This window comes from Pseudomonas sp. BRG-100 (assembly GCF_000737955.1).
GTDB lineage: Bacteria > Pseudomonadota > Gammaproteobacteria > Pseudomonadales > Pseudomonadaceae > Aquipseudomonas > Aquipseudomonas synxantha_A.
This window is the reverse complement of the sequence record NZ_JPRX01000001.1, coordinates 3,307,607-3,333,064: the sequence shown is the minus strand read 5'-3', so window position 1 is coordinate 3,333,064 and position 25,458 is coordinate 3,307,607. Positions and strand designations below refer to the sequence as shown.

The window sequence follows — 25,458 nt, the reverse complement described above, 5'->3', positions numbered from 1 at the left end:
ATGAGTCGCCTGCTGATACGCAACGCCCGCCTGGTCAACGAGGGCCAGGTATTCGACGCCGACGTGCTGGTCGCCAATGGCCGTATCGAGAAGATTGCCGCCAGCATTGAAGGCGCTGACGAACCGGTGGAAATCGACGCCAAAGGCCAGTGGTTGCTGCCGGGAATGATCGATGACCAGGTGCATTTTCGCGAACCCGGCGCGCCAGACAAAGGCAGTTTCTACAGCGAATCCCGTGCCGCGGTGGCCGGCGGTATCACCAGCTTCATGGACATGCCCAACACCCAGCCAGCCACTTTGAACCTGCAAGCCTTGGCCGATAAGAAGCACCGTGCTGCGTTGCACTCAGTGGCCAACTACGGCTTTCACTTTGGCGTAAGCAACGACAATCTGGATATCGTCGCCGGCCTCGACCCCTGTGAAGTGGCTGGAGTCAAAGTGTTCATGGGCGCCTCCATCGGCAACATGCTGGTGGACGACCCACGTATTCTGGAACGTTTGTTTGCCGACGTGCCGACCATTCTGCTCGCGCACTGCGAACACACTCCGAGCATCCTGGCCAACGAGCAACGCTTGCGCGAGCGTTTTGGCGAGCGCATTCCCGCTGTCGCTCATCCACTGATCCGCGACGCCGAAGCGTGTTATCGCTCGTCATCGTATGCCGTGGAACTGGCCCAGCGCCACGGCACGCGACTGCACGTGCTGCACCTGACCAGCGCCCGTGAACTCGCGTTGTTCGAAGACAAGCCCCTGGCCGAAAAACACATCACCGCCGAGGTCTGCCTGCATCATCTGCTGTTCGACGATCGCGACTATCACCGCCTCGGCCACCAGATCAAATGCAACCCGGCCATCAAGACACGCGCCGACCGCGACGCGCTGCGCCTGGCGTTATTAAGTGATCGTCTGGATGTGATTGGCACTGACCATGCGCCGCATACCTGGGCGCAAAAACAATTGGGCTATCGTGAAGCACCCTCGGGTTTGCCTCTGGTGCAGCACGCCCTGCCGGCACTATTGGAGTTGGTGGCCGACGGGCATTTGCCTCTGACCACACTGGTGGCGAAAACCAGTCATCGTGTGGCCGACCTGTTTGCCATTCCTGATCGCGGTTACCTGCGTGAAGGCTATTGGGCCGATCTGGTGTTGATCAAACCTGAGCCTCAGGGCAAACCGGTCAGCAGCCAACCGATTCTCGCCCGTTGCGGCTGGACTCCCTTTGCAGAGCGCAGCTTTCGTCACAGCGTGAGCACCACGCTGGTGTCCGGCCACCTGGCCTGGCACAACGGCCAGGTGGTCGACAGTTGCCAGGGCTTGCCCCTGCATTTTCTGCGTTAAGCGCGGGGTTTGACCGTACCGCAATCGTTGCCCAGCCACTGAGCGTGGCTGTCCAGGCTGCCCTTCTGCTGGATGCCGGTGGCATTGAACGTACCGTTGACGGTGGTGGTGAATTCCTTCTGGCTTTGGAAGGTCGCTACACCAGTGCCCTGGGCTTTGGGGCAGCTGAAACGGAACTTCCATTGGTTGCCGGTCTTGTCAGTCACTTCCTGCTTGCAGCCCGATTGCGGGTCGGTCAGCGGGATGGAATCGGTGGCAACCTGGGCTGGGGTCAGGCACACCTGCACACCCTTACCGGCCATGTTGATGCCTTGCTTTTCGAGCATGGCGCGCTGTTCAGGAGTCATTTGTTGCTTGAGCTGACCGAGGATCAGCGACAGGTCCGGCAGGTCCTGGTTATCGACTTTCATATTACTGGTGGTCAATTCCCACAAGCCCGGCGCCAGCATCTGCGCCTGCGCCGCCACCGGCAGCGACAACCCAACAACCATGGCCAAACCTAGCAGACGAGCATTCATCGGGTAACTCCTGGGTAATTGTCGGCGTTAGACGTCGTAAAGCGGCCAGTGTTGCACGGCAAATAAAATAGCGACATTCGCAGCGGTTCATGGTCTGTTACGCACTGGACTGCCTGGAGTTACGTCGTTCATGGATTTCTTTGGCCCGCACCTGCTCGCCTACTTCATTGCCACGCTGCACGTTCTCGGGAGCCTCGCCGCAATTCACGCGGTACTGACCGTCCGCACCGCCCAAGGCTCGATCGCCTGGGCCTTGTCGCTGATGTTCATGCCTTACCTGACGCTGATCCCTTACCTGATCTTCGGCCGCAGCACCTTCGACGCGTACATCCAGGCCCGTCGCCAGGCCAACCAGGAAATGCACACGGCGATCGCCGAACTGAATTGGCGCCCGTGGGTAGAGGAAGCGCTCGCGGCGCGCAACTCCAGTGCCTATGCCTCCCTGCGAGCCATGCCCAAGCTCGGGCGCATGCCGTGTCTGGCCAATAATGAAGTGCGCCTGTTGATCAATGGCGAGGCTACTTTTGGCGCGATTTTCGAGGCGATTCGCAACGCCAGGACCGCCGTGCTGTTCCAGTTTTTCATCATCCATGACGATGAGCTTGGCCGCCAATTGCAGGTGCTATTGAAGGAAAAGGCCGCCCAGGGCGTCGACATTTATGTGCTGTACGACCGCATCGGCAGCCACGCCCTACCCCATCGCTACGTACAATCGCTGCGCGACGCCGGGGTGCAGGTCAAGGCGTTCGCCACCCGCAGCGGCTGGCTCAATCGTTTCCAGGTCAACTTCCGTAACCATCGCAAGATCGTGGTGGTGGACGGTATCACCGGCTTTGTCGGCGGGCACAATGTGGGCGATGAGTACTTGGGCAAAAAGCCGCCGCTGGCGCCATGGCGCGATACCCATGTACAGGTCACCGGCCCAGTGGTGGCCTGCCTTCAGGAGTCGTTTGCCGAAGACTGGTTCTGGGCGGCGCGGCAACTGCCGCCGCTGATCCTGCCGGATGCCTACCCCGAAGACGGCGTGCTCTGCCAACTGCTCGCCAGTGGCCCGGCAGACCCCTATGAAACCTGCTCGCTGTTTTTCGTCGAGGCCATCCACGCCGCGACCGAGCGGGTATGGATTACCAGCCCGTACTTCGTCCCCGACGAAGCCGTATTCGCCGCACTGCGCCTGGCGGTATTGCGCGGGGTGGACGTGCGCCTGTTGCTGCCATCGCGGCCCGACCACCGTATCGTATATGCCGCCTCCAGCCTTTACGCCATCGAAGCCGTGCGCGCAGGTGTGCGGGTGTTCCGCTACAAGCCCGGGTTTCTGCATCAGAAGGTGGTGTTGGTAGACAGCGAAATCAGCGCCATTGGCAGCGCCAACATGGACAACCGTTCGTTCCGACTGAATTTCGAAGTGATGTTGCTGACAGTGGATGAGGCTTTCGCCAGCCAGGTTGAACACATGCTGCTGGACGATTTTGCCCTGTCCCATGAAGTCAGTCAGGAAGAAAGCCGCGAGACGCGACGCCTGCAGCAGTTGGGGATGCGGGTGGCGCGCTTGATCTCACCGATCCTCTAACAGACAACGCAGGGAAAATGTGGGAGGGGGCAAGTCCCCTCCCACATTTGGATCTTCAGTGTTCTGGAAAATCGGGTCAGCGGTAGAGATCTTCCCGCGTCCACGGCAGTTCATGACCACCATCGGCATGGGGTTTGACCGCCAATATCTGGTGCAAGTTGATCCAGCCCCGGGCAAACGCATAAGCGCAACCGGCCAGGTACAGCCGCCAGATGCGCAGCGCCTGCTCCGGCACCATCTTCGCCGCCGCTTCCAGATTGTCTTCCAGGCGCTCGCTCCAATGGTCCAACGTGCGGGCGTAGTGCAAGCGCAAACTTTCGACATCCACGACTTCCAACCCGACCTCGCTGATCTCGGCAGTCATCATCGCCAGGTGAGGCAGTTCGCCGTTGGGAAATACGTAGCGCTCGATAAACTCCCCAGCGCCTCGGCCCACTGGGCGACCATCGGTGTGTTTGGCGGTAATGCCATGGTTCATCACCAGGCCGCCTTCACGCACGGCACCGAACAGCGTTTGACAGTACTGCGCCAGGTTGGCGTGGCCGACGTGTTCGAACATACCCACGCTCACCACTTTGTCGAAGCGGCCGTCCTGGGGCAGGTCGCGGTAGTCGAGCAATTGCAGATCGACCTGATCCTCCAGGCCTTCGGCTTTTACCCGCTCCCTGGCCAGCGCCAGCTGTTCCTTGCTCAAGGTGATACCAAACACCTTGACCCCGAATTCCCGCGCCGCAAACCGCGCAAGCCCGCCCCAACCACACCCCACGTCGAGCAGGTACTCGCCCGGCTGCAGCCGCAGTTTGCGGCACAGGTGACGGAATTTGTCTTGCTGGGCCTGGTCGATGGATTCGCTGCCGGTTTCGAAATAACCGCAGGAATACGCCATGTCCTGATCCAGCCATAGCTGATAGAACTCGTTGGACAGGTCGTAATGGTAGGAAATGGCCGCCGCGTCGGTGGCCTTGTCGTGGATCGAGCGCACCGGACGGCTGCCTTCGTCGTCATCGATCAAGGCGTGGCTCAACTCGTCACATACCCTGATCACCTCGGTGATGGAACCTTCCAGCTCCAGTTTGCCTTCGACGAAGGCTTCACCCAGTGAATCGAGCGTTGGATGGGTCAACCTGGACACGACCGTGGGGTCCTTGACCACAATCGTCACACTGGGCTCAGGACCCAAGTTGAATTCATGGCCGTCCCAGAGTCGCAGACGCAACGGTAGCTGAAGATTCTGTAAGGCCGGTGGAAGTTGCGCGAGCATGAGTAATCCCCCCTTGTTTCAGACGTCTGGACTGAGGGTAGACCATCCGAAGACAAAGTAGGAGGCTATCGATTTAATAGCACGTCTCTATGGGGCTCGGAGTTCGAGCAAACCGTCCTGGATCCACTGTTTCAGCCATGTGGCCGATTGCAGCGACGCACCCTCTGAATAAGTGACTGCCAACTCTGCGCACAGTTCTGAAAAATTCCAGCCGGTAGTCACCATCCCTGCCAGTGCACAGGCTTCGTCAGGCTCCAGGCTGCGGTAGTGACACACATTCTGATGACGCCATACCAGGCAGATTTGCATCGGGTCCAGCGCCTGGCTGCCGGGAAAACCCGATGCGTCCTTGCTGGCTCGCCAGATCGCCACCGTGTTGAAACGGCACAGCAAATGCTGCACTGAAGGCGCCAGGCTTACCTGTAGCGCCGGCCAGTCCCCAGGCGCCAATTGCGCCATGTCATTCACGGTCAGCGGCGTCCCCTGGGGTGCATCGAACGCCAGGGTAAACGCCCACTCCAGGCGCGCCAATTCAGCCAGCGGCGCACTTTGTTCTGCGACCAAGTGCTCAAGGATAAACATCGAAAAGCGCTCACCTAGCCAACGCAGGCTGTAGTGGGCCGAGGGATAACGGCGAACGTAGGCTTCGCTCAGCGCGGCAAATTCATCATCACCCAGCCAGTATCGGATAGCGCTGAAGTCATGGCACAGCACTTCCTTCAATCGCGACAGATAGGCGTTGTGGTAAATCGCCAGGCCGGTGTCCACATCCAGGGTCGGCCCCCCCAGCAAGGTGGCGGCAAAGCTGCTGTTGGCCGCGCAAGGTTCAGATAACAGGTGCTCTTCAAAAGCCAATTGCCAGTCGATCAGGCGCATAGCGATTTCCTGGCCAGGGCACTGGCTGCCAGCTCGCGGGCCTTGCTCAACTCAGTGAGCAATTCTTCGAACGGCGGGAAATGATCATCGCGCTCCAACAGCGTCGACACCGGCCCCAAATGCTCCAGGGTCTGCTGGTAAAGCGCCCACACCGGGTCGCACACAGGATGGTCGTGGGTGTCGACCACATAGTCGCCGTAGTCCATATGCCCGGCCAGGTGCAGTTGGCGGATGCTCTCGGGCGGCAGGTTGCGGATAAACGTCCAGGCATCAAAGCCATGGTTACGCGCACTCACATACACATTGTTCACGTCCAGCAGCAACTGGCACCCGCTCAGGTGGGCCAAAGCGTTGAGGAACTCCCACTCGGTGAACTCATCAGCCTTGGAGCGCACATAGCTGGAGACGTTTTCCAGCACCAGCGGGCGCTGCAACACGTCCTGCACCTGACGCACACGACCGGCCACGTGATAGAGGCTTTCTTCGGTGTAGGGCAGCGGCAGCAGATCGTGCAGCTGATGCGCGCTGCCGCGGCTCCAGCACAGGTGATCGGAAATCCAGGCCGGCTGGATGCGCTCGGAGAGCTGTTTGATTTGCGCAAGGTAATCGGTATCGAGGGCATGGGGCCCACCGATGGACAAGGACACCCCGTGCATTACCACGGGGTAACGCTCGGCTATCGCATCCAGGTAGTACAAGGCTTTGCCGCCCTGCACCAGATAATTCTCGGAGATCACTTCGAACCAATCCACAGGCGGCGACTGTTCAAGGATCTGGTGGTAGTACTCACTGCGTAAACCCAGGCCGTAACCCAGACTTGGAAGGGACGCGGACATGACTCACTCCTGGGCAAAGTGTCCGCAGCGGTGGCAGGCAGCCGCCGCGGTTGCACTCGTTTGCCGGTTACTCGCCGACTTTACCGCCAGCGGCGTCGCAGGCCGATTTAGTCATGGCCTTGAAGCCCATCCCTTTGCACTCGCCCTGGCCCTTGCACGCGTGGTCCTTGGTTTTGCAGTCGTTCATGCCTTTGCAGGAGGTCACGCCGTAGCAGTGAACGGTGGCGTCTGCGGCTTGTACCTGAGTGGCCACACCGGCAAACATAGTGGCGGCAGCCATCGCGAGGGCGGCGCCAGCAGCAGCGGATTTAATGCTCATTGTTGTATTCCTCATGATCAGTGGTGAAGTCGGTCCGAACGGATTGTTCAGTCTCGACACACCACTAGAGTGAGGCCCCCCATCGGCGTTACAGCCGTGTGCAAATATTTCTGAAATTATTCATCAAGCTTCAACAGCGGCTCCTGGAAGCGTAATAACCGCCCAGCGTTACCCAGCACCAGCAAGGTACTGAGGTTATGCAGCACCGCCGCAATCATGGCACCCGCCGCGCCCAGCCAGCCAAAGGCCGCGAACACCACAATGGCCAACGTCCAGCCCAGGCCGATGATCACGTTCACCTGCAACGTCTGCCGGCACTGGCGGCTCAAGCGCACGCAGGTACCCAGGCGGCGCAAGTCGCTGCCGATCAACACCACGTCCGCCGATGCGAGTGCGATATCGGCACCGCCCGCCCCCATCGCCACACCAACCACACCGGCCTTGAGCGCCAACGAATCATTGATGCCATCGCCCACCACCATCGGCCGGAAGCCGCTGCTGATTTCACCCAGCACGCGGTTGAGCTTGTCTTCCGGCAAGGCTTGGGCTTCGACATCACTGATGCCCACCTCCAGCGCCAGGCTGTCGGCCACGCTTTGGCGGTCGCCGGTCAGCAGCAACTGGCGGCCCAGGCCCAAATCACGCAACTCTTGCAGGGCCTGGCGCGCCTCCGGCTTGACGCTGTCGGCCAGCAACAGCCAGGCCAGGAAATCGCCGTTCAACGCCAACCCGGCAATAGGGCCGTCATGGTTGGGAACGCCGCGGGTGACGATGCCCAATTGTTCGAACAACTCCGGCCGCCCCAGCGCCGCTTCGCCCTGTTCGGTCTGTGCGACCACGCCCAGGCCCTGACGCTCGCGAATGTCGGAGAGCGCCAGTAACTGCTCCTGAGTCGCCAACCCCGCCAACGCTCGGCTGACCGGGTGACTGCTCGCCGAGCCGAGGCTGGCCGCCAGGTTCAGCAGCTCCTGGCGATCCGGTGCGGTGGTCTCGATGGACTGCAAACGCAGGGTGCCAAAGGTCAGGGTGCCGGTCTTGTCGACCACCAACGAGGTCAGGTCAGCCAATTCTTCGAGAAACGCCGAGCTGCGAATCAGAATCCCATGACGCGCCGCCACGGCGATCCCGGCAATCGCCGTGGCCGGCGCCGACAGCACCAAGGCACACGGGCACGCCGCCACCAGCACCGCCAGCATCGCCTGCGCATCGTTGGTGACGAACCAGGTGACCGCCGCCAGCAACAGCACCAACACCATATAGCTACCGGCATAACGCTCCAGCAGCCGCGTGATCGGCGGCTTGGAGCGCTCGGCGTTCTGCATCAGTGCGATGACTTTGCCCAGGGTCGATTCGTTGCCAGTGCGCGTCACTTCAAGGCGCAGCAGACCATCAAGGTTGATCGCGCCACCAAACACCTGCACACCCGCGCTGGCTTCCAACGGCACCGACTCACCGGTGATTGGTGCCGTGTCCAGGCTCGCCTGGCCGGACAGCACCACGCCATCGGCCGGCACGCGGTCGCCGGCGCGCACTTCGACGATATCACCGGGGTTCAGCGTGGCGTTATCCACTTCGGTGATGGTTCCGTCAGCCTGTACCAAACGGGCGTGACTGCGGGTGAGTTTGCCCAGGGCATGGATCGCCTCCTGGGAGCCGATCACGCTGCGCTCTTCCAGCACATGGCCGAAGATCATGATGATCGGCAACAACGCGGCGGTGAGCAGATCGCCGGTGGCCCAAGCGCCAAGCATGGCCAGGGCAATCAGTTGGTCAGTGATGCCGTGCAAGCTGGGAAAGCGCAGGCTGTACCAGGCCGAACGCATTACCGGCACCGCCACCAACAGCGATGCCACCCCCAGCAGCAATTGGCTCACGCCGTTCTGATCCGGCGCCAGCCAGAGCCATACCAGGCCCAGCACGAGCAACCCAAGGGCGAGCATGGCCAGGGTCAATTGCCGGGCAGCGCTGCGCTGTTCGGCCGAGGTCAGCATGGGTGCGCTCATTGTTCGGCTCCCTGGATGATCAAGCGGGAGTCGTCTTTGGGGTCGACGGTGGTCACGGAACCCGCCTGGCCGAGAATCTTCGGCAGGCGTTCGCGGTACAGGCGCAACAGCAAGCCGGGGTCTTTGACCTGGGCGAGGCTGGCGACGGTAGCGGTTTGCGCCTGGGCATTGGCCAAGCGTTCGCTGGCCTGGGCGTGGGCGACTTGCACCTGGCGGTCAGCCTCCTGATTCGCGGTCTGGGTGAGTTTTTCCGCTTCGGTGCGGGCGTTGGCCACCGCTTTATCCGCTTGCTGGCTGGCAGTCAGCACTGCGTTGAAGGCATTCACCGCCGGGCCCGGCAGGCTCGATTGCACATCGACACGGGTGACTTCGATGCCCAGGCCCAAACCGCTGGCGGCCAAATCGGCCAGGCGTTTATTGATGCCTTGCACCAGATCGCCGCGCAGGCGCTCGCGGCGTTCGGTGGCGCCGTTGTCGCTGCCGATCAGTTCCGGGCGTGCTACCAGGATGGTGTCCAGATCCCGCGCTGCCGTCAGGGCTACGGCACTGCGCGTCACCAACCGATCCAGCGCGGGCAACACGTGGTCGCCCTGCAACACGAAGGCATAGGGCTCGGTCACCTTGTAGAACACCCGCACATCCAACTGCACCACCCCGGCATCGCCGGTCAGCAGGTAGCCGGAACCGGCCAGGGCATCGCTCAACGGCGTAGCGAAACTGGCCACGCGATCAGCCTGCAACGCCGCATCGGAACGCAGCAGGTTCTCCACTCGGCGCTCGATCACCCGGTCCGCCGCCGGCAACAACACCACCTGCTCGAACGGCTGCGGCCAGGCCAGCAACAGCCCGGCGTTCTGAATGCGATCAAGGGCGCCGAAGTGCAGGACCACCGCGCGATTCTGCGGGTCGATCTGGCGCACATTGGAAAAGGCCCAGGCCAACGCCGCCAACACAGTGACCGCGTACAGCGCCAGGAAGGTCAGGCGCCCGGCCTGAATCCAAGGGCTGTCGGGACTGCCGCGTTCGCTCATGGCTGGATGTCCTTCGGCCCATCCACCAGGGCGCGGAACGGCGCGGCGTCGGTGCGCAGGATGATTTTGGTACCCGGCGTGACCACCGTGCCCAAGGTATCCAGCGAGCGCAGCAGGTTGTACAGCTGCGGATTACCCGCGTAGGCACGGCCATAAATCTGCGCGGCTTCTACCCGCGATTGCGCTTCGATATCGGCGGCTTTCACCGTCGCATCGGCCTGCACAATGCGCGCATCACGCTCGGCAGCGGAGCGGATTTGCGCCGCTTCGCGCTTGCCCACGGCGGTGCGTTCAGTGGCGATGGTTTCCCGCTCGGCGCGCATACGATCAACCGTGGCGGTGAGTGTCACCGAAGGCAATGTCAGGCGCTCGATGCCGACCTGCGCCACGCGCACGCCGTAGGTGGCGAGTAATTGTTGATCAATCTGCTGGCGCAACTGCGCTTCAAAATCGGCGATGCGCACTTGGCTGGCGTCGGTGTTGATCAAGCTGGACAGGTCAAAGCTGGCCGCCGTGGTTTCCAGCGCCGAGCCGACGAAGGTGCGGATCTGCCGCGCCGCTTCGTCCGGCTGGTTCTGCACTGCGCGCATGAAGCGCTGCACATTGTCGGCATCGCCCTGCACCTGCCACGCCACATAGGCCTGCACGATAATCCGCAGGCCATCGCGGGTGCCCACATCCTGCAAGCCGCTGGACGTGGTGCGCAGGCGCAGGTCCACCGGGATCGCCGCTTCGAATGGCGCCGGCCAGCGCCAGCCCAGGCCCGGCTCCAACAGCACTCGCGCGGGGTTGCCGAAGCGGGTAATCACCGTGGCCTCGCCGGAGCGCACCTGCACCAGGCTCGCCGCTGCCACGGCAAACAGCACCAGTAACGCCGCCCAGGCCATGCGCCGCCAAGGGAAAGGCCCGGCCGCTTGTTCATCACCATGGTGGTGATGGTGGTGGCCGTGATGATGGTGATGACCGTGATCGTGAGAATGAGCGCTCAACAGACAGACTCCTTATTGAACGGCTTTGCGCGGCGCCAGTGGATCGGCGGGCAAAGTAAAAGAACGCAGATCAATCGTCGGCGCACTGTCGGCGCCCAAACGATGATCCAGAATAAGCAGCTTGGCGTGGGCCAGGCCCAGGCTCAGTTGGCTCAGGTACTGTTCCAGCACGAAAGCCTGGCCCGCAGCGGCATAGGCTTTTTGTTCGGCGGCAAAGCGCAGGTTCGCCGCTTGGGCGCCGGCATTCACTTCGCGGGCGCCGGCCTGGGCCTGATCACGGACGGTGCTGGCTTGCAGCAGCGCCTGGTTGGTCTGCTCGCTGGCCGCGCCACGTTCACGGGCGATCAGTGCCTGGGCGCCGATCTGGGCGGCTTGCACACCGTGGTAAGCATTGGCGGCGCCAGCCGGTGGGTGGATCGCTTCAACCACCGTGGCGAGGATCTCCACCCCGCTGTCGAGGGTGTGCAGGTCTGCTTGCACCGTTCGGCCAATCTCCTCGGCGAGGCTGGTGCGTTGTTCACCGAGCAATTCGTCGAGGGTGCGCGAGGCAAAGTCATGCACCAGGATGCGGCTGGCGGTGCTGCGGATCAGGGTGGGTATGTCCGCGCTGTTGTAAGTGGCGGCAAGCGCAGCCTGGTCGGTGAGGCCGATGCGGTAGACAAATCGCACGTCCATGTTGACGATCTGGAAGCCCTGCTTATCGCCGCTGCTGCTGGCGATGACCTGGGATTTGTCATTCACATGGCTGGCGTCCCACAGGCGGTTGGCAATCAACGGCGCCGGGCCTTCGGCAGCGGCCAGCTCCGGTGTGGCGGCTTCGCTGACGCTGGTCGCCAACTCATGCACCACGCCGTTCTCCACGTTGAGTACGCGACCCAGCGGCCACGGCAAACCCGTATGCAGGCCGGGGCCGAACACCTCGACCGGTTTGCCGAAGCGCTCATAAATCCCACGCCCTTGCAGGGGGACTTCATGCACGCCGGTCAGCGCCCAACCTACCGTCAGCACCACCAGCAACACCGGCAGGAAAGCCCGGCGCATGTAGGTGAAGGCCCAGATCTGGCGCAGGTCGATGCCAAAACGGTTGTGCAATTCATGCTGCAACGCCAGCAACGGTTGTGGCGGCCAACGCAGCAGGCCGGCGATAAAACTCTGCGCCATCAAGCGCGGCTCAAGGCGCGGCTGGCGCGGGCTGAACAGCGACAGCACGCCCCGCAGCAGGAACTCCAGCGCCACCAGCGCCGGCAACAGGCCGACGAGTGTCGCCAGACGCAGCGGCCACACCGACTCGGCATTGGCAAACAACAGGCAGATGGCACTCAGCACCAGGCAGATAATCGCCACCCGACTCAACTGCGCCAGCTGTGAAGCTTCCGGCCACTGGGCGGCGGTTTCCTGGGCCAGGCGACGCTCGAACACCAGCAAGCCAAAAGCCAGCCCCAATGCCAGCGCCGCACCGATGCTGGCGGACTGACCGATGGCCGCAGCAGGCAAGGCCAGGTTCCAGAACTGGATAACGCTGACCAACGCCAGCAACGACCAGCCCGCCAACCACAGCACCGGTGCGCCAACCTGCGCCAGCAGGCCGTTGCCGAAACGGTTGATCAGCCCCTTGTGCCAGGCAGTGGGCTCAATGGGTTGCTCAATCAACTCAGCGCTCGGCACCTCCAGCGCCTGGGCACGCCAATCAGCCACCCACCAGGCCGACTGCAACCCGGCCACCAACAGCAGCAGGGCCGAAGCGCAGTTGATCAACACCACCGGCCAGATCGACAGTGGCGCAAACAACGCCACGAACAGCGCCAACACCCATCCGCTGATCGCCAGGGTCGTCAGGCTGATACCCGCTTGGCGTAACCGACGGGCATGGAACAGCCCTTGCTGAAAACGCGCCAGGCCTTCTACGGAGGCGCCGTCAGCTTCTAAATCCACCTGCATCCGCTCAATGCCCACTTGCACACAATTCGTTACGATATAACACGAAGCGTGAAATTTTTGTTCGCTTTTGCATCCACTCTGAATCCCTTGTGGGAGGGGGCTTGCCCCCGATAGCAGTGTGTCAGTCGACTGATTAGTTACTGATACACCGCAATCGGGGGCAAGCCCCCTCCCACATTTGTTTTGCTGTGCTCTCTGGAGTGTGACTAACCCCCTATAAACACGAGCCATCACTGGTGTCGGCTGCGATTAATCGGCACACTCCGAAACAGCTTTTCGCGGGTTCACGGACAAGGAAGCGCCACCCCATGATTTCCATCTACCAACTCAAACCGCGGTTTCAAAACCTGCTGCGCCCGCTTGTGCAGCGCCTCTACGACAACGGCACCACCGCCAACCAGATCACCGTGCTGGCCGGCGTTATTTCCCTGCTGGTGGGGTTGTTGATCGCAGGCTTCGCCCAACACCTCTGGCTGTTTGCGCTGATCCCTTTATGGATGATCGTGCGCATGGCCCTCAACGCCATCGACGGCATGCTCGCTCGAGAATTCGGCCAGCAGTCACGCCTCGGCGCTTACCTCAATGAACTGTGCGATGTGATCGCCGACAGCGCGCTGATCCTGCCCTTTGCCCTGATCCCCGGCGTGAGCCCGGTGCCGGTGGTGCTGGTGACACTGCTTGCGGTCTTCAGCGAGTACGCCGGTGTGATGGGGCCGATGGTGGGCGCATCGCGTCGCTATGACGGGCCGATGGGCAAGAGTGATCGGGCTTTTGTACTGGGTGTACTGGCCACCGGCGTGGCGCTGGGCTGGCTCGGCGCCGGTTGGGTCGAGGCGGTGATGTGGCTGGTCGCCGCCATGCTCGCCTATACCTTGGTCAACCGGGTGCGCCAGGGCCTCAAAGAACAGCCACAAACTCCCCCTTCTGCATAAGGAATTTGCGATGCGCGAACAGCAAGAGCACACCTTCAGTACCCATGATGGCGTCGAGCTTTTCTACCGGCACTGGCCGGCCACGGCAGACGCCGGGCCGCGCAAGGCAATCCTGTTGTTCCATCGCGGCCATGAGCACTCCGGACGTATTGCCCACCTGGTGGATGAACTGGACTTGCCGGGGTTTGATTTCTTCGCCTGGGACGCCCGCGGCCACGGCCAATCGCCCGGCGAGCGCGGCGACAGCCCCAGCTTTGCCACCAGTGCCCGTGATGTGCAGACCTTCTGCGACCATATCGGCGCCACCTACGGCATCGAAGAGCAAAACCTCGCCGTGATCGCCCAAAGCGTCGGCGCGGTGATCGCGGCCACCTGGGTCCACGATTACGCGCCAAAAATCCGCGCCCTGGTGCTCGCCTCGCCCGCCTTCAAGGTCAAGCTGTACGTGCCCTTCGCCCGCCCGGGCCTGGCCTTGATGCGCAGGTTTCGCGGCAACTTTTTCGTCAACAGCTACGTCAAGGCCAAGTTCCTCAGCCATGACCCGGAACGTGTGGCGTCCTACGACAGCGACCCGCTGATCACCAAAGCCATCTCGGTGAATGTGCTGCTGGGTCTGTACGAAGCGGCCGACCGGGTTGTAGCCGACGCCCAGGCGATCCAGGTGCCGACCCAGTTGCTTATCTCCGGCTCCGATTTTGTGGTGCACCGTAAACCCCAGCAGCAATTTTTCGACCGCCTCGGCAGCCTGAAAAAAGAGCTGCATATCCTCCCTGGGTTTTTCCACGACACCCTCGGTGAACGTGACCGAGCCGTGGCCGTGAGCAGCGCCAAACGCTTTATCCTGCAGAACTTCGTACACCCGCTGGACCGCGCCTCTCTACTGGACGCCGACAAACTTGGCGCCACGTGCGCCGAATCCGAATCCCTCGCCGCGCCACTGCCACGCAATTCCCTGCGCGACCTCTACTGGCGCATGACACGCGCCAGCATGGGCCTGGGCAAGAACCTGTCGGACGGCGTGAAACTGGGCTTCGACACCGGTTTCGACTCCGGCAGCACGCTGGACTACGTGTATCGCAATAAGCCTACCGGCAAGGGCGGGCTGGGACGGATGATCGACACCAACTACCTCAACTCCATTGGCTGGCGCGGTATTCGCCAGCGCAAGTTGAACGTCGAGGAACTGCTGCGTCTGGCCATGACCAAGCTGCGTGACGCGCACCGCGAGGTCCGTATCGTCGATATCGCCGCCGGCCACGGCCGTTACATCCTTGAAGCCTTGCAAGGCGTATCGCCGTTGCCGGAGTCGATCCTGCTGCGCGACTACAGCGACATCAACGTGCGCGACGGTGGCGCGCTGATTCGCGAGAAGGGCTTGGGGGACATCGCCCAGTTCGTCAAAGGCGATGCGTTCGACCGCGCTGACCTGGCCGCCCTGGACCCCAAGCCGACCCTGGCCGTGGTGTCTGGCCTGTATGAGTTGTTCGCCGATAACGCCATGGTCGGTGGTTCACTGGCGGGGCTGGCCGACGCCGTGGAGCCGGGGGGTTACCTGGTCTACACCGGGCAGCCGTGGCACCCGCAGTTGGAGCTGATTGCCCGCGCGCTCACCAGCCACCGCCAGGGCCAGGCCTGGGTGATGCGTCGGCGCAGCCAGGCGGAAATGGACCAGTTGGTTGAAGCCGCGGGCTTTCGCAAGATCACCCAGCGCGTGGATGAGTGGGGCATTTTCACTGTGTCCCTGGCACAGAAGATCTGAACATGCGCGAACCCGGTTTATTGAAACCAGCGGTGCTCTGGCTGCTGCTGTTGGCGCCGCTGTTTTTCAGCACCTACGGCTTCGCCACCTGGGTCACCAGCCAGCGCAGCGACGTCGGCACGCTGGTGTTCGGCTGGGAAAGCCATATGCCGTTCTGGGCCTGGACCATCGTGCCCTATTGGTCCATCGACCTGCTCTACGGCTTCTCTCTGCTGCTGCCCAATACGCGGCATGAGCTGAAACAACATGCACTGCGCCTGCTGAGTGCGCAGGTGATTGCCGTCAGCTGCTTCCTGATCTGGCCGCTGCGCTTCACCTTTGAGCGGCCAGAGCTGGACGGGGTGTTTGGCTGGCTATTCGCGGTGCTGGCCGGTTTCGACAAACCGTTCAACCAGGCACCTTCGCTGCATATCGCACTGCTGGTGATCCTGTGGGTCATGTACCAGCGGCACATCCAGGGGGGCTGGCGCTGGGTGGTGCACGGCTGGTTTGCGCTGATCGGCATCTCGGTGCTGACCACTTATCAACATCACTTTATCGACTTACCCACAGGCGCCCTCGCGGGGTGGCTGTGCGTGTGGTTATGGCCAGTGGAGCACCCGAGCCCATTGTTGAGTGCGCGGTTGACGCGGGATACCCAACGCTGGCGCCTGGCTGTGCGCTACGGGCTGGGCACGCTATTACTGCTGGCACTTGCCCTGGTACTGGGCGGCGGCTGGCTGTGGCTGCTGTGGCCAGCGGTTTCCCTGGGTTTGATCACCGCCAGCTACCTTGTGATCGGCGCGTCGGGCTTTCAAAAACGTGCGGATGGCCGCCTTACGCCTGCAGCCCGCTGGTTGTATGCGCCTTATTTAGCGGGTGCGTGGGTCAATTCGCGGCTGTGGACACGCAAACATCCACAGCCGGACCTGATTGTGGATAACGTCTGGCTGGGGCGCATTCCTACGGCCAGCGAGCAGGGCTCGTTCAGGGCCATTGTCGATCTGTGCGCCGAACTGCCGATTAATCCACTGGGCCGCGCTTATGCCTGCGTGCCGGTACTGGACCTCGTCACCCCGACAGCCGACGAATGCCTGAAAGCCGCACACGCCATTGAACGCCTGCGAACGAGCGGCCCCTTGCTGGTGTGCTGCGCCCTCGGTTACTCCCGTAGCGCCACTGCTGTCGCCGCCTGGCTGCTGAATACTGGCCGAGCCGCCACGGTCGATGAAGCACTGGCTATTATTCGTACAGCACGGGCCACTGTGGTCCTGCACCCCGCACACCGTAAAGCGTTGGAGGGTTTGCACCATGCACCCTGATATGGAACTCCAGATAGTTGCCAGCCTGCTACGCCGTGGCCGTTCCCTGGATCAGTTATCCACAGGCCTGACGTTGCTCGGCATACTGTTCGGCCTCGCCCAATTGTTGTTGGCCAGTATCTCGACGATCTGCCTGCTGCTGGCCCTGTGGATGATCGTGCTGGGCCTGCTGCAAAAGTACTGGGCGCTGCGAGTGGCCTTCGACGCCGACCTGTTCGCCATGCTGGCCCGCGACGTTACCCGCACTCCAGACCTTGACCAGGCCCTGCAAACCCTCGGCCTGCAATCGTCCAAGCGAGCCGGTCGGCCGTGGACCGAACGCCGCCGTGGCGCCCTTAAACTGTTGCGTAAACAAGCCTGGTTGCTGGGCGCGCAAGCGCTGCTGACCTTGGGCGTCATCCTCGCCAGCCCTTGGCTGCCTTTCGCCGGATAAGGAATTCCCATGTTCGAACCCGTGGTCGCCACGCTGATTACCTCCATGGCCCGCACCGTGACCGGCGCTCGCAGCCTGTGGCTGGGGTGCGGGCCAGTACCGGTGCAACGCATCTATTTCGCCAACCACAGCAGCCACGGTGACTTCGTGCTGGTGTGGGCGTCGCTGCCGCAGAACCTGCGCAAATTCACACGCCCGGTGGCCGGCAGCGATTACTGGAACAAGAGCGCGCTGCGCCGCTACATCATCAACCGGGTGTTCAATGGCGTGCTGATCGACCGCGAGCGCAAAGAGCCTGTGGATAACCCATTGCTGCCCATGCTCGCGGCTCTGGAAGGCGGTGACTCGCTGATCATTTTTCCTGAAGGCACGCGCAATCTGGAGGATGGCTTGCTGCCGTTCAAAAGCGGTTTGTATCACCTGGCAAAAAGTTACCCACAGGCCGAGTTGGTTCCCGTGTGGATAGCCAACCTCAACCGGGTCATGCCCAAAGGGCGTGTGCTGCCACTGCCGTTGTTATGCACAACCAGCTTCGGTGCCCCCCTGCAATTGGAAGAAGGCGAAGACAAAGCCGCATTCCTCGCCCGCACCCGCGACGCCCTGCTCGCCCTCGCCCCGGAGCACTCCTGAAATGGATAGCCAAACCCTGATGTTGTTCGGCGGCATCGGCGCGATCCTGGTCATCGCCTCGCTGATCGGCCTGATCCTCAAGCTGCGCACCCGTGGCAGCCCCAACGCAGTCATCGACAACCTCAACGCCCGCATCAACGCCTGGTGGGTGATGGTGGTGGTGATCGGCATCGCCTTCTGGCTCGGCACCGGTGCGGTGATCCTGCTGTTCTACGCCGTGTCGTTCTACGCCCTGCGCGAATTCCTGACCCTCACCCCGACCCGGCGCAGCGACTATCCGGCGCTGGTGGCCGCGTTTTACCTTGCCCTGCCGCTTCAATACCTGCTGATCTACGCCGACTGGTATGGGCTGTTCTCGATCTTCATCCCGGTGTACGTGTTCCTGCTGCTGCCGATCCTCGCCTCCCTTGGCGGCGACAGCACACACTTCCTGGAACGCGCCTCGAAGGTGCAATGGGGGCTGATGATCGCGGTGTTCTGCGTGTCCTTCGTCCCTGCCCTGCTGACGTTGGACATCCCCGGCTACGAAGGCCGTAACCTGTTGTTGATCGCTTACCTGGTGATCGTGGTGCAACTTTCGGACGTGCTGCAGTACGTATGCGGCAAGCTGTTCGGCAAACACAAGATCGCGCCTAACCTGTCACCGTCGAAAACCGTGGAGGGGTTTGTGGGCGGCATTCTGCTGTCGTCCTTGATCGGCGCGGCGCTGTGGTGGACCACACCGTTCAACCCGTGGCAGTCGTTCTTGATTGCGCTGTTGATCAACCTGCTGGGCTTTGCCGGCGGGATTGTGATGTCGGCGATCAAGCGTGACCGCGGCGTGAAGGACTGGGGGCACATGATCGAAGGGCACGGTGGGATGCTGGATCGGCTGGATTCGGTGTGCTTCGCGGCGCCGATCTTCTTTCACCTCGTGCGCTACTGGTGGACCTGACTCCATCCCTTTTTCAGCACCAATGAAGATCAAGATGTGGGAGGAGGCTTGCCTCCGATAGCGGTTTGTCAGTAACTGCCTATGCTGGCTGATACACCGCAATCGGGAGCAAGCCCCCTCCCACCTTGGACTTGTGGTGCTTTCAGGGTTTAAGCAAAGTCTGAAACTGGTGCAGCAGTGATCTCGACATAGCTAGACTCCCCTCCGCCTATCGCACCCGATAGCCAGCCCCAAACGAAACTCAGCGTGGTGCGCCCGGCGTGATCCACGCCTACCGTGCCACGTGACCACCCCGCGCGCAGTTCACCTTCCAGGGTTACGCACTGAAATAGCAGCTCGATGGTCTCTGCACCGGTCACCCGCCCGACCTGCGTGCCCACGCGAATCCGGCCACCGTGGTAAGTGCTCGAAATCACGCCATCTTCGATTTGGTAATGAAACACGGTGCCGGTGCCGGACACCCCTTGGGCGTTGTTCGCGACCGCAAACCGACGATCGTGCAAACGTGCGTGGACAGTAGCAGAAGGGTGTTGCATCAGTACGCATCCTTGAATTAAGCGAATCCAAAACGTAAAAAAGGGGCTGTTGAAAACAGCCCCTTTTGGGTACGTCAGTAAGCCTTACTCCACCGTCACCGACTTAGCCAGGTTACGCGGCTGGTCAACGTCGGTGCCCTTGAGCACCGCAACGTAGTACGACAGCAACTGCAGCGGGATGGTGTAGAGGATCGGCGACAGCGTGTCGTGGATGTGCGGCATGTTGATCACGTGGGTGCCCTCGCCATTGGTCATGCCTGCCTTTTCATCTGCGAAGACGATCAATTGGCCGCCACGGGCGCGTACTTCCTGCAGGTTGGACTTGAGCTTCTCCAGCAGTTCGTTGTTCGGCGCCACGGTAACCACTGGCATATCGTCATCCACCAGGGCCAATGGGCCGTGCTTCAGCTCGCCGGCCGGGTAGGCTTCGGCGTGGATGTACGAGATTTCCTTGAGTTTCAGCGAGCCTTCCATTGCCACCGGGTATTGCGCGCCACGGCCGAGGAACAGGGTGTGGTTCTTGTCGGCGAACAGCTCGGCGACTTTTTCCACGGTGCTGTCCATGGCCAGGGCTTCACCCAGGCGGGTCGGCAGACGACGCAGTTCTTCCACCAGAGTGGCTTCGACGCCCTCGGCGAGGGTGCCGCGTACTTGACCCAGGGACAGGGTCAGCAACAACAGGCCTACCAATTGGGTAGTGAAGGCTTTGGTGGAGGCCACGCCGATTTCGCGACCAGCCTGTGTCAGCAGGGTCAGGTCGGATTCACGTACCAGCGAGCTGATGCTGACGTTGCAGATGGCCAGGCTGCCGAGGAAGCCCAGCTCCTTGGCGTTGCGCAGGGCAGCCAGGGTGTCGGCGGTTTCGCCGGACTGGGAGATGGTCACGAACAGGGTGTCTGGCTGCACCACCACTTTGCGGTAGCGGAACTCGCTGGCAACTTCGACCTGGCACGGGATACCGGCCAATTCTTCCAGCCAATAACGCGCGACCATACCGGCGTGGTAGCTGGTGCCACAGGCAACAATTTGTACATTGCGCACTTTGGCGAACAGTTCGGCGGCTTGCGGGCCGAAGGCGTTGACCAGCACCTGGTTCTGGCTCAGGCGACCTTCCAGGGTGCGTTGCACCACGGATGGCTGCTCGTGGATTTCCTTGAGCATGAAGTGGCGGAACTCGCCTTTGTCGGCGGCTTCGGCACCGTCGCGGTATTGCACGGCTTCACGCTCGACCGACTGACCGTCAACGTCCCAGATCTGTACGCTTTCACGGCGGATGTCGGCAATATCGCCTTCTTCCAGGTACATGAAACGGTCGGTCACCTGGCGCAGGGCCAGTTGGTCGGAGGCAAGGAAGTTCTCGCCCAGGCCCAGGCCGATTACCAATGGGCTGCCACTGCGCGCGGCAACCAAGCGGTCAGGCTGGCTGGCACTGATCACGGCCAGGCCGTAGGCGCCGTGCAGCTCTTTGACTGTGGCCTTGAGGGCCGTGGTCAGGTCACTGTGGTCTTTGAGCTTGTGGTTGAGCAGGTGGGCGATCACTTCGGTGTCGGTGTCCGAGGTGAACACGTAGCCCAGGCCCTTGAGTTGCTCACGCAGCACTTCGTGGTTTTCGATGATGCCGTTGTGCACCACCGCCAGGTCACCGGAAAAATGCGGGTGGGCGTTGCGTTCGCACGGCGCGCCGTGGGTGGCCCAACGGGTGTGGGCGATACCCAGGCGACCCGCCAGAGGCTCGCCGGCCAGAGCCTGGTCCAACTCGCTGACCTTACCCGGGCGGCGCATACGCTCCAGCTTGCCGGCGTTGGTGAAGACGGCCACGCCTGCGCTGTCATAGCCGCGGTATTCCAGGCGCTTGAGGCCTTCGATCAGGATGGCAGTTACGTTACGTTCGGCGACTGCGCCAACAATTCCACACATGGTGTTTCTCCTAGATGACTGCCGCGCATATCAGCGTAATGCCGCGGGCTTGGATCTGGTCGCGGGCCTCAAGTGGCAGGCGATCATCGGTAATAAGGGTATGGACACTGCTCCAGGGCAGCTCCAGGTTGGGAATCTTGCGGCCAATCTTGTCGGACTCGACCATCACCACCACTTCACGGGCGACCTCAGCCATCACACGGCTCAGGCCCAGCAGTTCGTTGAAGGTGGTGGTGCCGCGCTGCAAGTCGATGCCGTCGGCGCCGATGAACAACTGATCAAAATCGTAGGAACGCAGCACCTGCTCGGCGACCTGCCCCTGGAACGAGTCCGAATGCGGGTCCCAGGTACCGCCGGTCATTAACAGCACCGGTTCATGTTCCAGTTCGCTCAGGGCGCGGGCCACATTCAAGGAGTTGGTCATAACCACCAGCCCGGGTTGATGACCGAGTTCCGGAATCATGGCGGCGGTGGTGCTGCCGCTGTCGATGATGATGCGCGCATGTTCACGCAAGCGCACCACGGCCGCACGTGCGATGGCACGCTTGTAGGCCGAGATGGGCTGGGCGGCGTCGCCCACCAGCTCTTGGGGCATGGTGATTGCGCCACCGTAGCGACGCAGAAGCAGGCCGTTACTTTCGAGGGCGGCCAAGTCCTTGCGGATGGTGACTTCCGAAGTTTCGAAACGCTTGGCCAGTTGGTCCACGCTGACTTCGCCCTGCTCATTGAGCAAGGTGAGGATATTGTGGCGCCGCTGGGGAGTATTTCGTTTCGACATGGCAGTGATAAGTTTCGTTCCGAAAGATAACGAAGGCAATCAAAACCTATTGGCGAAAGATCGTCAAGCGGGGGCGATAACTATTTTTCGAACAACACCGGCAAATGTGGGAGGGGGCTTGCCCCCGATGGCGGTGTGTCAGTCACCTGATGAGTTGACTGGTCCACCGCTATCGGGAGCAAGCCCCCTTCCACATTGGAGTTTTGACGCTGCCAAGGCTGTGGACAACTCAGGTCTTCTTGATTTTGACCGGGCGTTTCCAACCGTCGATATTGCGTTGACGGGCGCGGGCTACCGCCAGCTGGGACTTATCCACATCCTGGTTGATGGTCGAGCCTGCCGCCGTATTTGAACCATCGCCAATGGTGACGGGTGCAATCAGCGAGTTATTGGAGCCAATGAATACATCTTCACCAATCGTCGTCTGGTACTTGTTGGCGCCGTCATAGTTGCAGGTGATGGTGCCGGCACCAATGTTGGTGCGGGCGCCGATGACGGCATCGCCCAGGTAAGTCAGGTGACCGACTTTTGCACCTTCGCCGAGGTGTGCGTTTTTCAGTTCGACAAAGTTACCCACATGGGCCTTGGCCCCCAGCTCGCTACCTGGACGCAAGCGCGCAAACGGCCCTGCATCGCTGCCCTCACCCATCACGGCACCGTCGACATGGCTGTTGGCCTTGACGACCACGCCTTTGCGCAAGGTGCTGTCCTTGATCACGCAGTTCGGGCCGATGACCACATTGTCTTCAATGATCACCCGGCCTTCGAGGATCACGTTGATATCGATCAGCACGTCGCGGCCTACTGTTACGTCGCCACGCACATCGAAACGCGCCGGGTCACGCAGGGTCACGCCCTGGGCCATCAGACGCAGGCCTTCACGCAACTGGTAGTGACGCTCCAGCTCTGCAAGCTGCTTGCGGTCGTTGGCGCCCTGCACTTCCATCGGGTCGTGGGGCTGCTCAGTGGCGACCACCAGGCCATCGCTGACGGCCATCTCAATGACATCGGTGAGGTAGTACTCGCCCTGGGCATTGTTGTTGGACAGACGGCTCATCCAGTCGCCCAGCTTATCGGCAGGTACGGCAAGAATGCCGGTGTTGCCTTCGGTAATGGCGCGCTGGGCTTCACTGGCGTCCTTGTGCTCGACGATCGCGGCAACCTTGCCGTCGGCATTGCGCACGATGCGGCCATAGCCGGTAGGGTCGTCCAACTCAACGGTGAGCAAGCCCATCTGGCCAGGCACTACGTGCTTGAGCAGTCGTTGCAGGGTTTCTACTTCAATCAGCGGTACATCGCCATAGAGGATCAGCACCGTGTCGGCGGTAATGAAGGGCACGGCTTGCGCGGTAGCGTGGCCGGTGCCCAGTTGCTTGTCTTGCAATACGAAATTCAAGTCGTCCGCAGCCAGACGCTCACGGACCACGTCTGCACCGTGGCCAATCACCACATGAATACGTTGCGGGTCCAATTGCCGGGCGCTGTGGATAACATGACCCAGCATGGAGTTACCCGCGACCGGGTGCAGCACCTTGGGCAGGGCTGAACGCATACGGGTGCCCTGGCCTGCGGCGAGAATGACGATTTCAAGAGACATGAATGGCTACCAATCCTGGGCGGTCCGGGTTCAGACCAAAGAAGTGTTTTGCAAAAAAAGAAAAAGGGTAGCCGAGGCCACCCTTTTTAATCAATCACGCATGAAGTGTAACGGCAAGGCCGCTTACTTCTTGCGGATCTGCTGGAGCGTGCGCAGCTGAGCTGCAGCCTCGGCCAGACGAACTGCAGCAGCGCTGTAGTCGAAGTCTGCGCCTTTTTCGTTCAGGGCCTTCTCGGCAGCCTTGACGGCTTCCTGAGCGGAGGCTTCATCCAGGTCGCCAGCACGTTGCACGGTGTCGGCAAGTACCTTGACCATGTTCGGCTGAACCTCGAGGAAACCACCAGAGATGTAGAACACCTCTTTTTCCCCGCCTTGCTTGGTCAGAGTGATCGGACCTGGCTTCAAGCTTGTGATCAGCGGGGCGTGACCCATGGCGATACCAAGATCACCCAAGTCGCCGTGCGCTGTTACAAACTCGACCAGACCGGAGAAAATTTCCCCTTCCGCGCTGACGATATCGCAATGGACTGTCATAGCCATCTGATTGCCTCAACCTGATGAGCGCCCGTTGCCGGGCGCCTGGATTACAGTTTCTTGGCTTTCTCGATCGCTTCTTCGATGCCGCCGACCATGTAGAACGCTTGTTCTGGCAGGTGGTCGTAGTCACCGTTGAGGATGCCTTTGAAGCCAGCAATGGTGTCTTTCAGGGAAACGTATTTACCCGAGGCACCGGTGAAGACTTCAGCCACGAAGAACGGCTGCGACAAGAAACGCTGGATCTTACGAGCACGGTTTACCAACTGCTTGTCGGCTTCCGACAGCTCGTCCATACCCAGGATCGCAATGATGTCCTTCAGTTCTTTGTAACGCTGCAGCACGTACTGAACGCCGCGAGCGGTGTCGTAGTGCTCCTGGCCGATCACGTTCGGATCCAGCTGGCGCGAAGTCGAGTCGAGTGGATCGACCGCTGGGTAGATACCCAGGGAAGCGATGTCACGGGACAGAACGACGGTGGCGTCCAAGTGGGCGAAGGTGGTGGCTGGCGACGGGTCGGTCAAGTCATCCGCAGGTACGTATACCGCTTGGATCGAGGTGATCGAACCTTCCTTGGTCGAAGTGATACGTTCTTGCAGAACGCCCATCTCTTCAGCCAGGGTCGGCTGGTAACCTACTGCAGAAGGCATACGGCCCAGCAGTGCGGATACTTCAGTACCGGCCAGGGTATAACGGTAGATGTTGTCGACGAACAACAGAACGTCGTTACCTTCGTCACGGAACTTCTCGGCCATGGTCAGGCCAGTCAGTGCTACGCGCAGACGGTTTCCCGGCGGCTCGTTCATCTGACCGTAAACCAGTGCCACTTTGTCCAGAACGTTGGAGTCCTTCATCTCGTGGTAGAAGTCGTTACCCTCACGAGTACGCTCACCCACACCGGCGAACACGGAATAACCGCTGTGCTCGATGGCGATGTTACGGATCAGTTCCATCATGTTTACGGTCTTGCCTACACCGGCACCACCGAACAGACCGACTTTACCGCCTTTGGCGAACGGGCAAACCAGGTCGATAACCTTGATGCCGGTTTCCAGCAGGTCGTTGCCGCCCGCTTGTTCTGCGAACGAAGGTGCTGCGCGGTGAATGCCCCAGCGCTCTTCGGTAGCGATCGGGCCAGCTTCGTCGATCGGGTTGCCCAGTACGTCCATGATCCGGCCCAGGGTCGCTTTACCGACCGGTACGGAGATGGCAGCGCCAGTGTCGACAACGTCCAGACCGCGCTTCAAGCCTTCGGTGGAACCCATCGCAATGGTACGAACTACGCCGTCGCCCAGCTGTTGCTGAACTTCCAGGGTAGTTTCCGCGCCTTGTACTTTCAGCGCGTTGTAGATGCTCGGTACGCTGTCGCGTGGAAATTCCACGTCGATAACGGCGCCGATGATTTGAACGATACGTCCGCTACTCATA

23 protein-coding genes are annotated in these 25,458 nt (G+C 61.3%); 8 read left to right on the top strand and 15 right to left on the bottom strand.

What is annotated here, in order from left to right:
- Complete coding sequence (locus JH25_RS12690) at nt 1–1,338, top strand: dihydroorotase (RefSeq protein WP_032878638.1); 1,338 nt, start codon at nt 1–3, stop codon at nt 1,336–1,338.
- On the opposite strand, the gene JH25_RS12695 is transcribed toward JH25_RS12690, so the two are convergent.
- A complete protein-coding gene (locus JH25_RS12695; RefSeq protein WP_005792583.1) occupies nt 1,335–1,856 on the bottom strand; it encodes a DUF3617 domain-containing protein in 522 nt (173 codons plus the stop codon). The two genes, JH25_RS12690 and JH25_RS12695, sit on opposite strands and share 4 nt — an antisense overlap.
- A gap of 130 nt (nt 1,857–1,986) precedes the next feature.
- Here JH25_RS12695 and cls point away from each other — a divergent pair, with 130 nt between their 5' ends.
- Nucleotides 1,987–3,426, top strand: a complete 1,440-nt coding sequence (gene cls, locus JH25_RS12700) for a cardiolipin synthase (RefSeq protein WP_005792584.1) — start codon at nt 1,987–1,989, stop codon at nt 3,424–3,426.
- Between the two features lie 76 nt (nt 3,427–3,502).
- On the opposite strand, the gene cfaB is transcribed toward cls, so the two are convergent.
- From cfaB to hflK (JH25_RS12740), 8 genes are all read right to left on the bottom strand, one after another.
- On the bottom strand, nt 3,503–4,687 hold the full coding sequence (gene cfaB / locus JH25_RS12705) for a C17 cyclopropane fatty acid synthase CfaB (protein ID WP_032878636.1): 1,185 nt from the start codon (nt 4,685–4,687) through the stop codon (nt 3,503–3,505).
- 87 nt (nt 4,688–4,774) lie between these two features.
- Entirely contained in the window at nt 4,775–5,563 is a 789-nt protein-coding gene (locus JH25_RS12710; RefSeq protein ID WP_032878635.1) for an HvfC/BufC N-terminal domain-containing protein, read from the bottom strand.
- Nucleotides 5,554–6,399 (bottom strand): MNIO family bufferin maturase, encoded by an 846-nt coding sequence (gene bufB, locus JH25_RS12715; protein WP_032878633.1) that lies wholly within the window; start codon nt 6,397–6,399, stop codon nt 5,554–5,556. The genes JH25_RS12710 and bufB overlap by 10 nt, the downstream gene beginning before the upstream one ends.
- Before the next feature lie 67 nt (nt 6,400–6,466).
- On the bottom strand, nt 6,467–6,718 hold the full coding sequence (gene bufA2 / locus JH25_RS12720; protein ID WP_032878632.1) for a BufA2 family periplasmic bufferin-type metallophore: 252 nt from the start codon (nt 6,716–6,718) through the stop codon (nt 6,467–6,469).
- 116 nt (nt 6,719–6,834) lie between these two features.
- The gene (locus JH25_RS12725; RefSeq protein ID WP_032878630.1) at nt 6,835–8,721 is read right to left on the bottom strand and encodes a cation-translocating P-type ATPase; all 1,887 of its coding nucleotides are present in this window, start codon (nt 8,719–8,721) and stop codon (nt 6,835–6,837) included.
- Nucleotides 8,718–9,752, bottom strand: a complete 1,035-nt coding sequence (gene hflK / locus JH25_RS12730; RefSeq protein WP_032878629.1) for a protease modulator HflK — start codon at nt 9,750–9,752, stop codon at nt 8,718–8,720. Before hflK (JH25_RS12730) ends, JH25_RS12725 begins: the two co-directional genes overlap by 4 nt.
- Entirely contained in the window at nt 9,749–10,744 is a 996-nt protein-coding gene (gene hflC / locus JH25_RS12735) for a protease modulator HflC (protein WP_164699557.1), read from the bottom strand. Before hflC ends, hflK (JH25_RS12730) begins: the two co-directional genes overlap by 4 nt.
- Before the next feature lie 9 nt (nt 10,745–10,753).
- Entirely contained in the window at nt 10,754–12,679 is a 1,926-nt protein-coding gene (hflK, locus tag JH25_RS12740; RefSeq protein ID WP_032878627.1) for a protease modulator HflK, read from the bottom strand.
- Nucleotides 12,680–12,987: 308 nt separating this feature from the next.
- Here hflK (JH25_RS12740) and JH25_RS12745 point away from each other — a divergent pair, with 308 nt between their 5' ends.
- From JH25_RS12745 to JH25_RS12770, 6 genes are read left to right on the top strand one after another with little or no spacing between them, the layout of a single operon-like run.
- The gene (locus tag JH25_RS12745; RefSeq protein ID WP_032878626.1) at nt 12,988–13,611 is read left to right on the top strand and encodes a CDP-alcohol phosphatidyltransferase family protein; all 624 of its coding nucleotides are present in this window, start codon (nt 12,988–12,990) and stop codon (nt 13,609–13,611) included.
- Nucleotides 13,612–13,621: 10 nt separating this feature from the next.
- Nucleotides 13,622–15,370 carry a bifunctional alpha/beta hydrolase/class I SAM-dependent methyltransferase gene (locus tag JH25_RS12750; RefSeq protein ID WP_032878625.1) on the top strand — a complete coding sequence of 583 codons (1,749 nt, stop codon included), beginning with the start codon at nt 13,622–13,624 and terminating at the stop codon, nt 15,368–15,370.
- 2 nt (nt 15,371–15,372) lie between these two features.
- Nucleotides 15,373–16,671 (top strand): phosphatase PAP2/dual specificity phosphatase family protein, encoded by a 1,299-nt coding sequence (locus tag JH25_RS12755; RefSeq protein ID WP_032878623.1) that lies wholly within the window; start codon nt 15,373–15,375, stop codon nt 16,669–16,671.
- Nucleotides 16,661–17,104: a hypothetical protein gene (locus JH25_RS12760; RefSeq protein WP_032878622.1), complete on the top strand. Its 444-nt coding sequence runs from the start codon at nt 16,661–16,663 to the stop codon at nt 17,102–17,104. Before JH25_RS12755 ends, JH25_RS12760 begins: the two co-directional genes overlap by 11 nt.
- A 9-nt stretch (nt 17,105–17,113) precedes the next feature.
- The gene (locus JH25_RS12765; RefSeq protein WP_032878620.1) at nt 17,114–17,734 is read left to right on the top strand and encodes a lysophospholipid acyltransferase family protein; all 621 of its coding nucleotides are present in this window, start codon (nt 17,114–17,116) and stop codon (nt 17,732–17,734) included.
- 1 nt (nt 17,735) lies between these two features.
- Nucleotides 17,736–18,668, top strand: a complete 933-nt coding sequence (locus tag JH25_RS12770; protein ID WP_014720583.1) for a phosphatidate cytidylyltransferase — start codon at nt 17,736–17,738, stop codon at nt 18,666–18,668.
- A 149-nt stretch (nt 18,669–18,817) separates the two neighbouring features.
- Here the strand turns inward: JH25_RS12770 and JH25_RS12775 are convergent, their stop codons facing one another.
- The 6 genes from JH25_RS12775 to atpD form a co-directional block, all read right to left on the bottom strand.
- Nucleotides 18,818–19,204: a hypothetical protein gene (locus tag JH25_RS12775; RefSeq protein WP_032878619.1), complete on the bottom strand. Its 387-nt coding sequence runs from the start codon at nt 19,202–19,204 to the stop codon at nt 18,818–18,820.
- Between the two features lie 84 nt (nt 19,205–19,288).
- Nucleotides 19,289–21,121 (bottom strand): glutamine--fructose-6-phosphate transaminase (isomerizing), encoded by a 1,833-nt coding sequence (gene glmS, locus JH25_RS12780; RefSeq protein WP_005792598.1) that lies wholly within the window; start codon nt 21,119–21,121, stop codon nt 19,289–19,291.
- 10 nt (nt 21,122–21,131) lie between these two features.
- Entirely contained in the window at nt 21,132–21,899 is a 768-nt protein-coding gene (locus tag JH25_RS12785) for a DeoR/GlpR family DNA-binding transcription regulator (protein ID WP_032878617.1), read from the bottom strand.
- A 229-nt stretch (nt 21,900–22,128) separates the two neighbouring features.
- Complete coding sequence (gene glmU / locus JH25_RS12790) at nt 22,129–23,496, bottom strand: bifunctional UDP-N-acetylglucosamine diphosphorylase/glucosamine-1-phosphate N-acetyltransferase GlmU (RefSeq protein ID WP_032878616.1); 1,368 nt, start codon at nt 23,494–23,496, stop codon at nt 22,129–22,131.
- A 123-nt stretch (nt 23,497–23,619) separates the two neighbouring features.
- A complete protein-coding gene (locus tag JH25_RS12795) occupies nt 23,620–24,036 on the bottom strand; it encodes a F0F1 ATP synthase subunit epsilon (RefSeq protein ID WP_005792601.1) in 417 nt (138 codons plus the stop codon).
- A 44-nt stretch (nt 24,037–24,080) separates the two neighbouring features.
- Complete coding sequence (atpD, locus tag JH25_RS12800; protein ID WP_003195827.1) at nt 24,081–25,457, bottom strand: F0F1 ATP synthase subunit beta; 1,377 nt, start codon at nt 25,455–25,457, stop codon at nt 24,081–24,083.
- Between the last annotated feature and the right edge of the window lies 1 nt (nt 25,458).

What these genes read in the sequence shown, in the direction of transcription:
- cfaB (WP_032878636.1), bottom strand. Translation starts at nt 4,687, where the DNA reads ATGCTCGCGCAACTTCCACCGGCCTTACAGAATCTTCAGCTACCGTTG.
- cls (WP_005792584.1), top strand. Translation starts at nt 1,987, where the DNA reads ATGGATTTCTTTGGCCCGCACCTGCTCGCCTACTTCATTGCCACGCTG.
- atpD (WP_003195827.1), bottom strand. Translation starts at nt 25,457, where the DNA reads ATGAGTAGCGGACGTATCGTTCAAATCATCGGCGCCGTTATCGACGTG.
- hflK (WP_032878627.1), bottom strand. Translation starts at nt 12,679, where the DNA reads ATGCAGGTGGATTTAGAAGCTGACGGCGCCTCCGTAGAAGGCCTGGCG.
- JH25_RS12775 (WP_032878619.1), bottom strand. Translation starts at nt 19,204, where the DNA reads ATGCAACACCCTTCTGCTACTGTCCACGCACGTTTGCACGATCGTCGG.
- glmS (WP_005792598.1), bottom strand. Translation starts at nt 21,121, where the DNA reads ATGTGTGGAATTGTTGGCGCAGTCGCCGAACGTAACGTAACTGCCATC.
- bufA2 (WP_032878632.1), bottom strand. Translation starts at nt 6,718, where the DNA reads ATGAGCATTAAATCCGCTGCTGCTGGCGCCGCCCTCGCGATGGCTGCC.
- JH25_RS12710 (WP_032878635.1), bottom strand. Translation starts at nt 5,563, where the DNA reads ATGCGCCTGATCGACTGGCAATTGGCTTTTGAAGAGCACCTGTTATCT.
- JH25_RS12690 (WP_032878638.1), top strand. Translation starts at nt 1, where the DNA reads ATGAGTCGCCTGCTGATACGCAACGCCCGCCTGGTCAACGAGGGCCAG.
- JH25_RS12795 (WP_005792601.1), bottom strand. Translation starts at nt 24,036, where the DNA reads ATGGCTATGACAGTCCATTGCGATATCGTCAGCGCGGAAGGGGAAATT.
- JH25_RS12785 (WP_032878617.1), bottom strand. Translation starts at nt 21,899, where the DNA reads ATGTCGAAACGAAATACTCCCCAGCGGCGCCACAATATCCTCACCTTG.
- JH25_RS12750 (WP_032878625.1), top strand. Translation starts at nt 13,622, where the DNA reads ATGCGCGAACAGCAAGAGCACACCTTCAGTACCCATGATGGCGTCGAG.
- JH25_RS12745 (WP_032878626.1), top strand. Translation starts at nt 12,988, where the DNA reads ATGATTTCCATCTACCAACTCAAACCGCGGTTTCAAAACCTGCTGCGC.
- JH25_RS12695 (WP_005792583.1), bottom strand. Translation starts at nt 1,856, where the DNA reads ATGAATGCTCGTCTGCTAGGTTTGGCCATGGTTGTTGGGTTGTCGCTG.
- hflK (WP_032878629.1), bottom strand. Translation starts at nt 9,752, where the DNA reads ATGAGCGAACGCGGCAGTCCCGACAGCCCTTGGATTCAGGCCGGGCGC.
- JH25_RS12760 (WP_032878622.1), top strand. Translation starts at nt 16,661, where the DNA reads ATGCACCCTGATATGGAACTCCAGATAGTTGCCAGCCTGCTACGCCGT.
- JH25_RS12725 (WP_032878630.1), bottom strand. Translation starts at nt 8,721, where the DNA reads ATGAGCGCACCCATGCTGACCTCGGCCGAACAGCGCAGCGCTGCCCGG.
- JH25_RS12755 (WP_032878623.1), top strand. Translation starts at nt 15,373, where the DNA reads ATGCGCGAACCCGGTTTATTGAAACCAGCGGTGCTCTGGCTGCTGCTG.
- bufB (WP_032878633.1), bottom strand. Translation starts at nt 6,399, where the DNA reads ATGTCCGCGTCCCTTCCAAGTCTGGGTTACGGCCTGGGTTTACGCAGT.
- JH25_RS12765 (WP_032878620.1), top strand. Translation starts at nt 17,114, where the DNA reads ATGTTCGAACCCGTGGTCGCCACGCTGATTACCTCCATGGCCCGCACC.
- JH25_RS12770 (WP_014720583.1), top strand. Translation starts at nt 17,736, where the DNA reads ATGGATAGCCAAACCCTGATGTTGTTCGGCGGCATCGGCGCGATCCTG.
- glmU (WP_032878616.1), bottom strand. Translation starts at nt 23,496, where the DNA reads ATGTCTCTTGAAATCGTCATTCTCGCCGCAGGCCAGGGCACCCGTATG.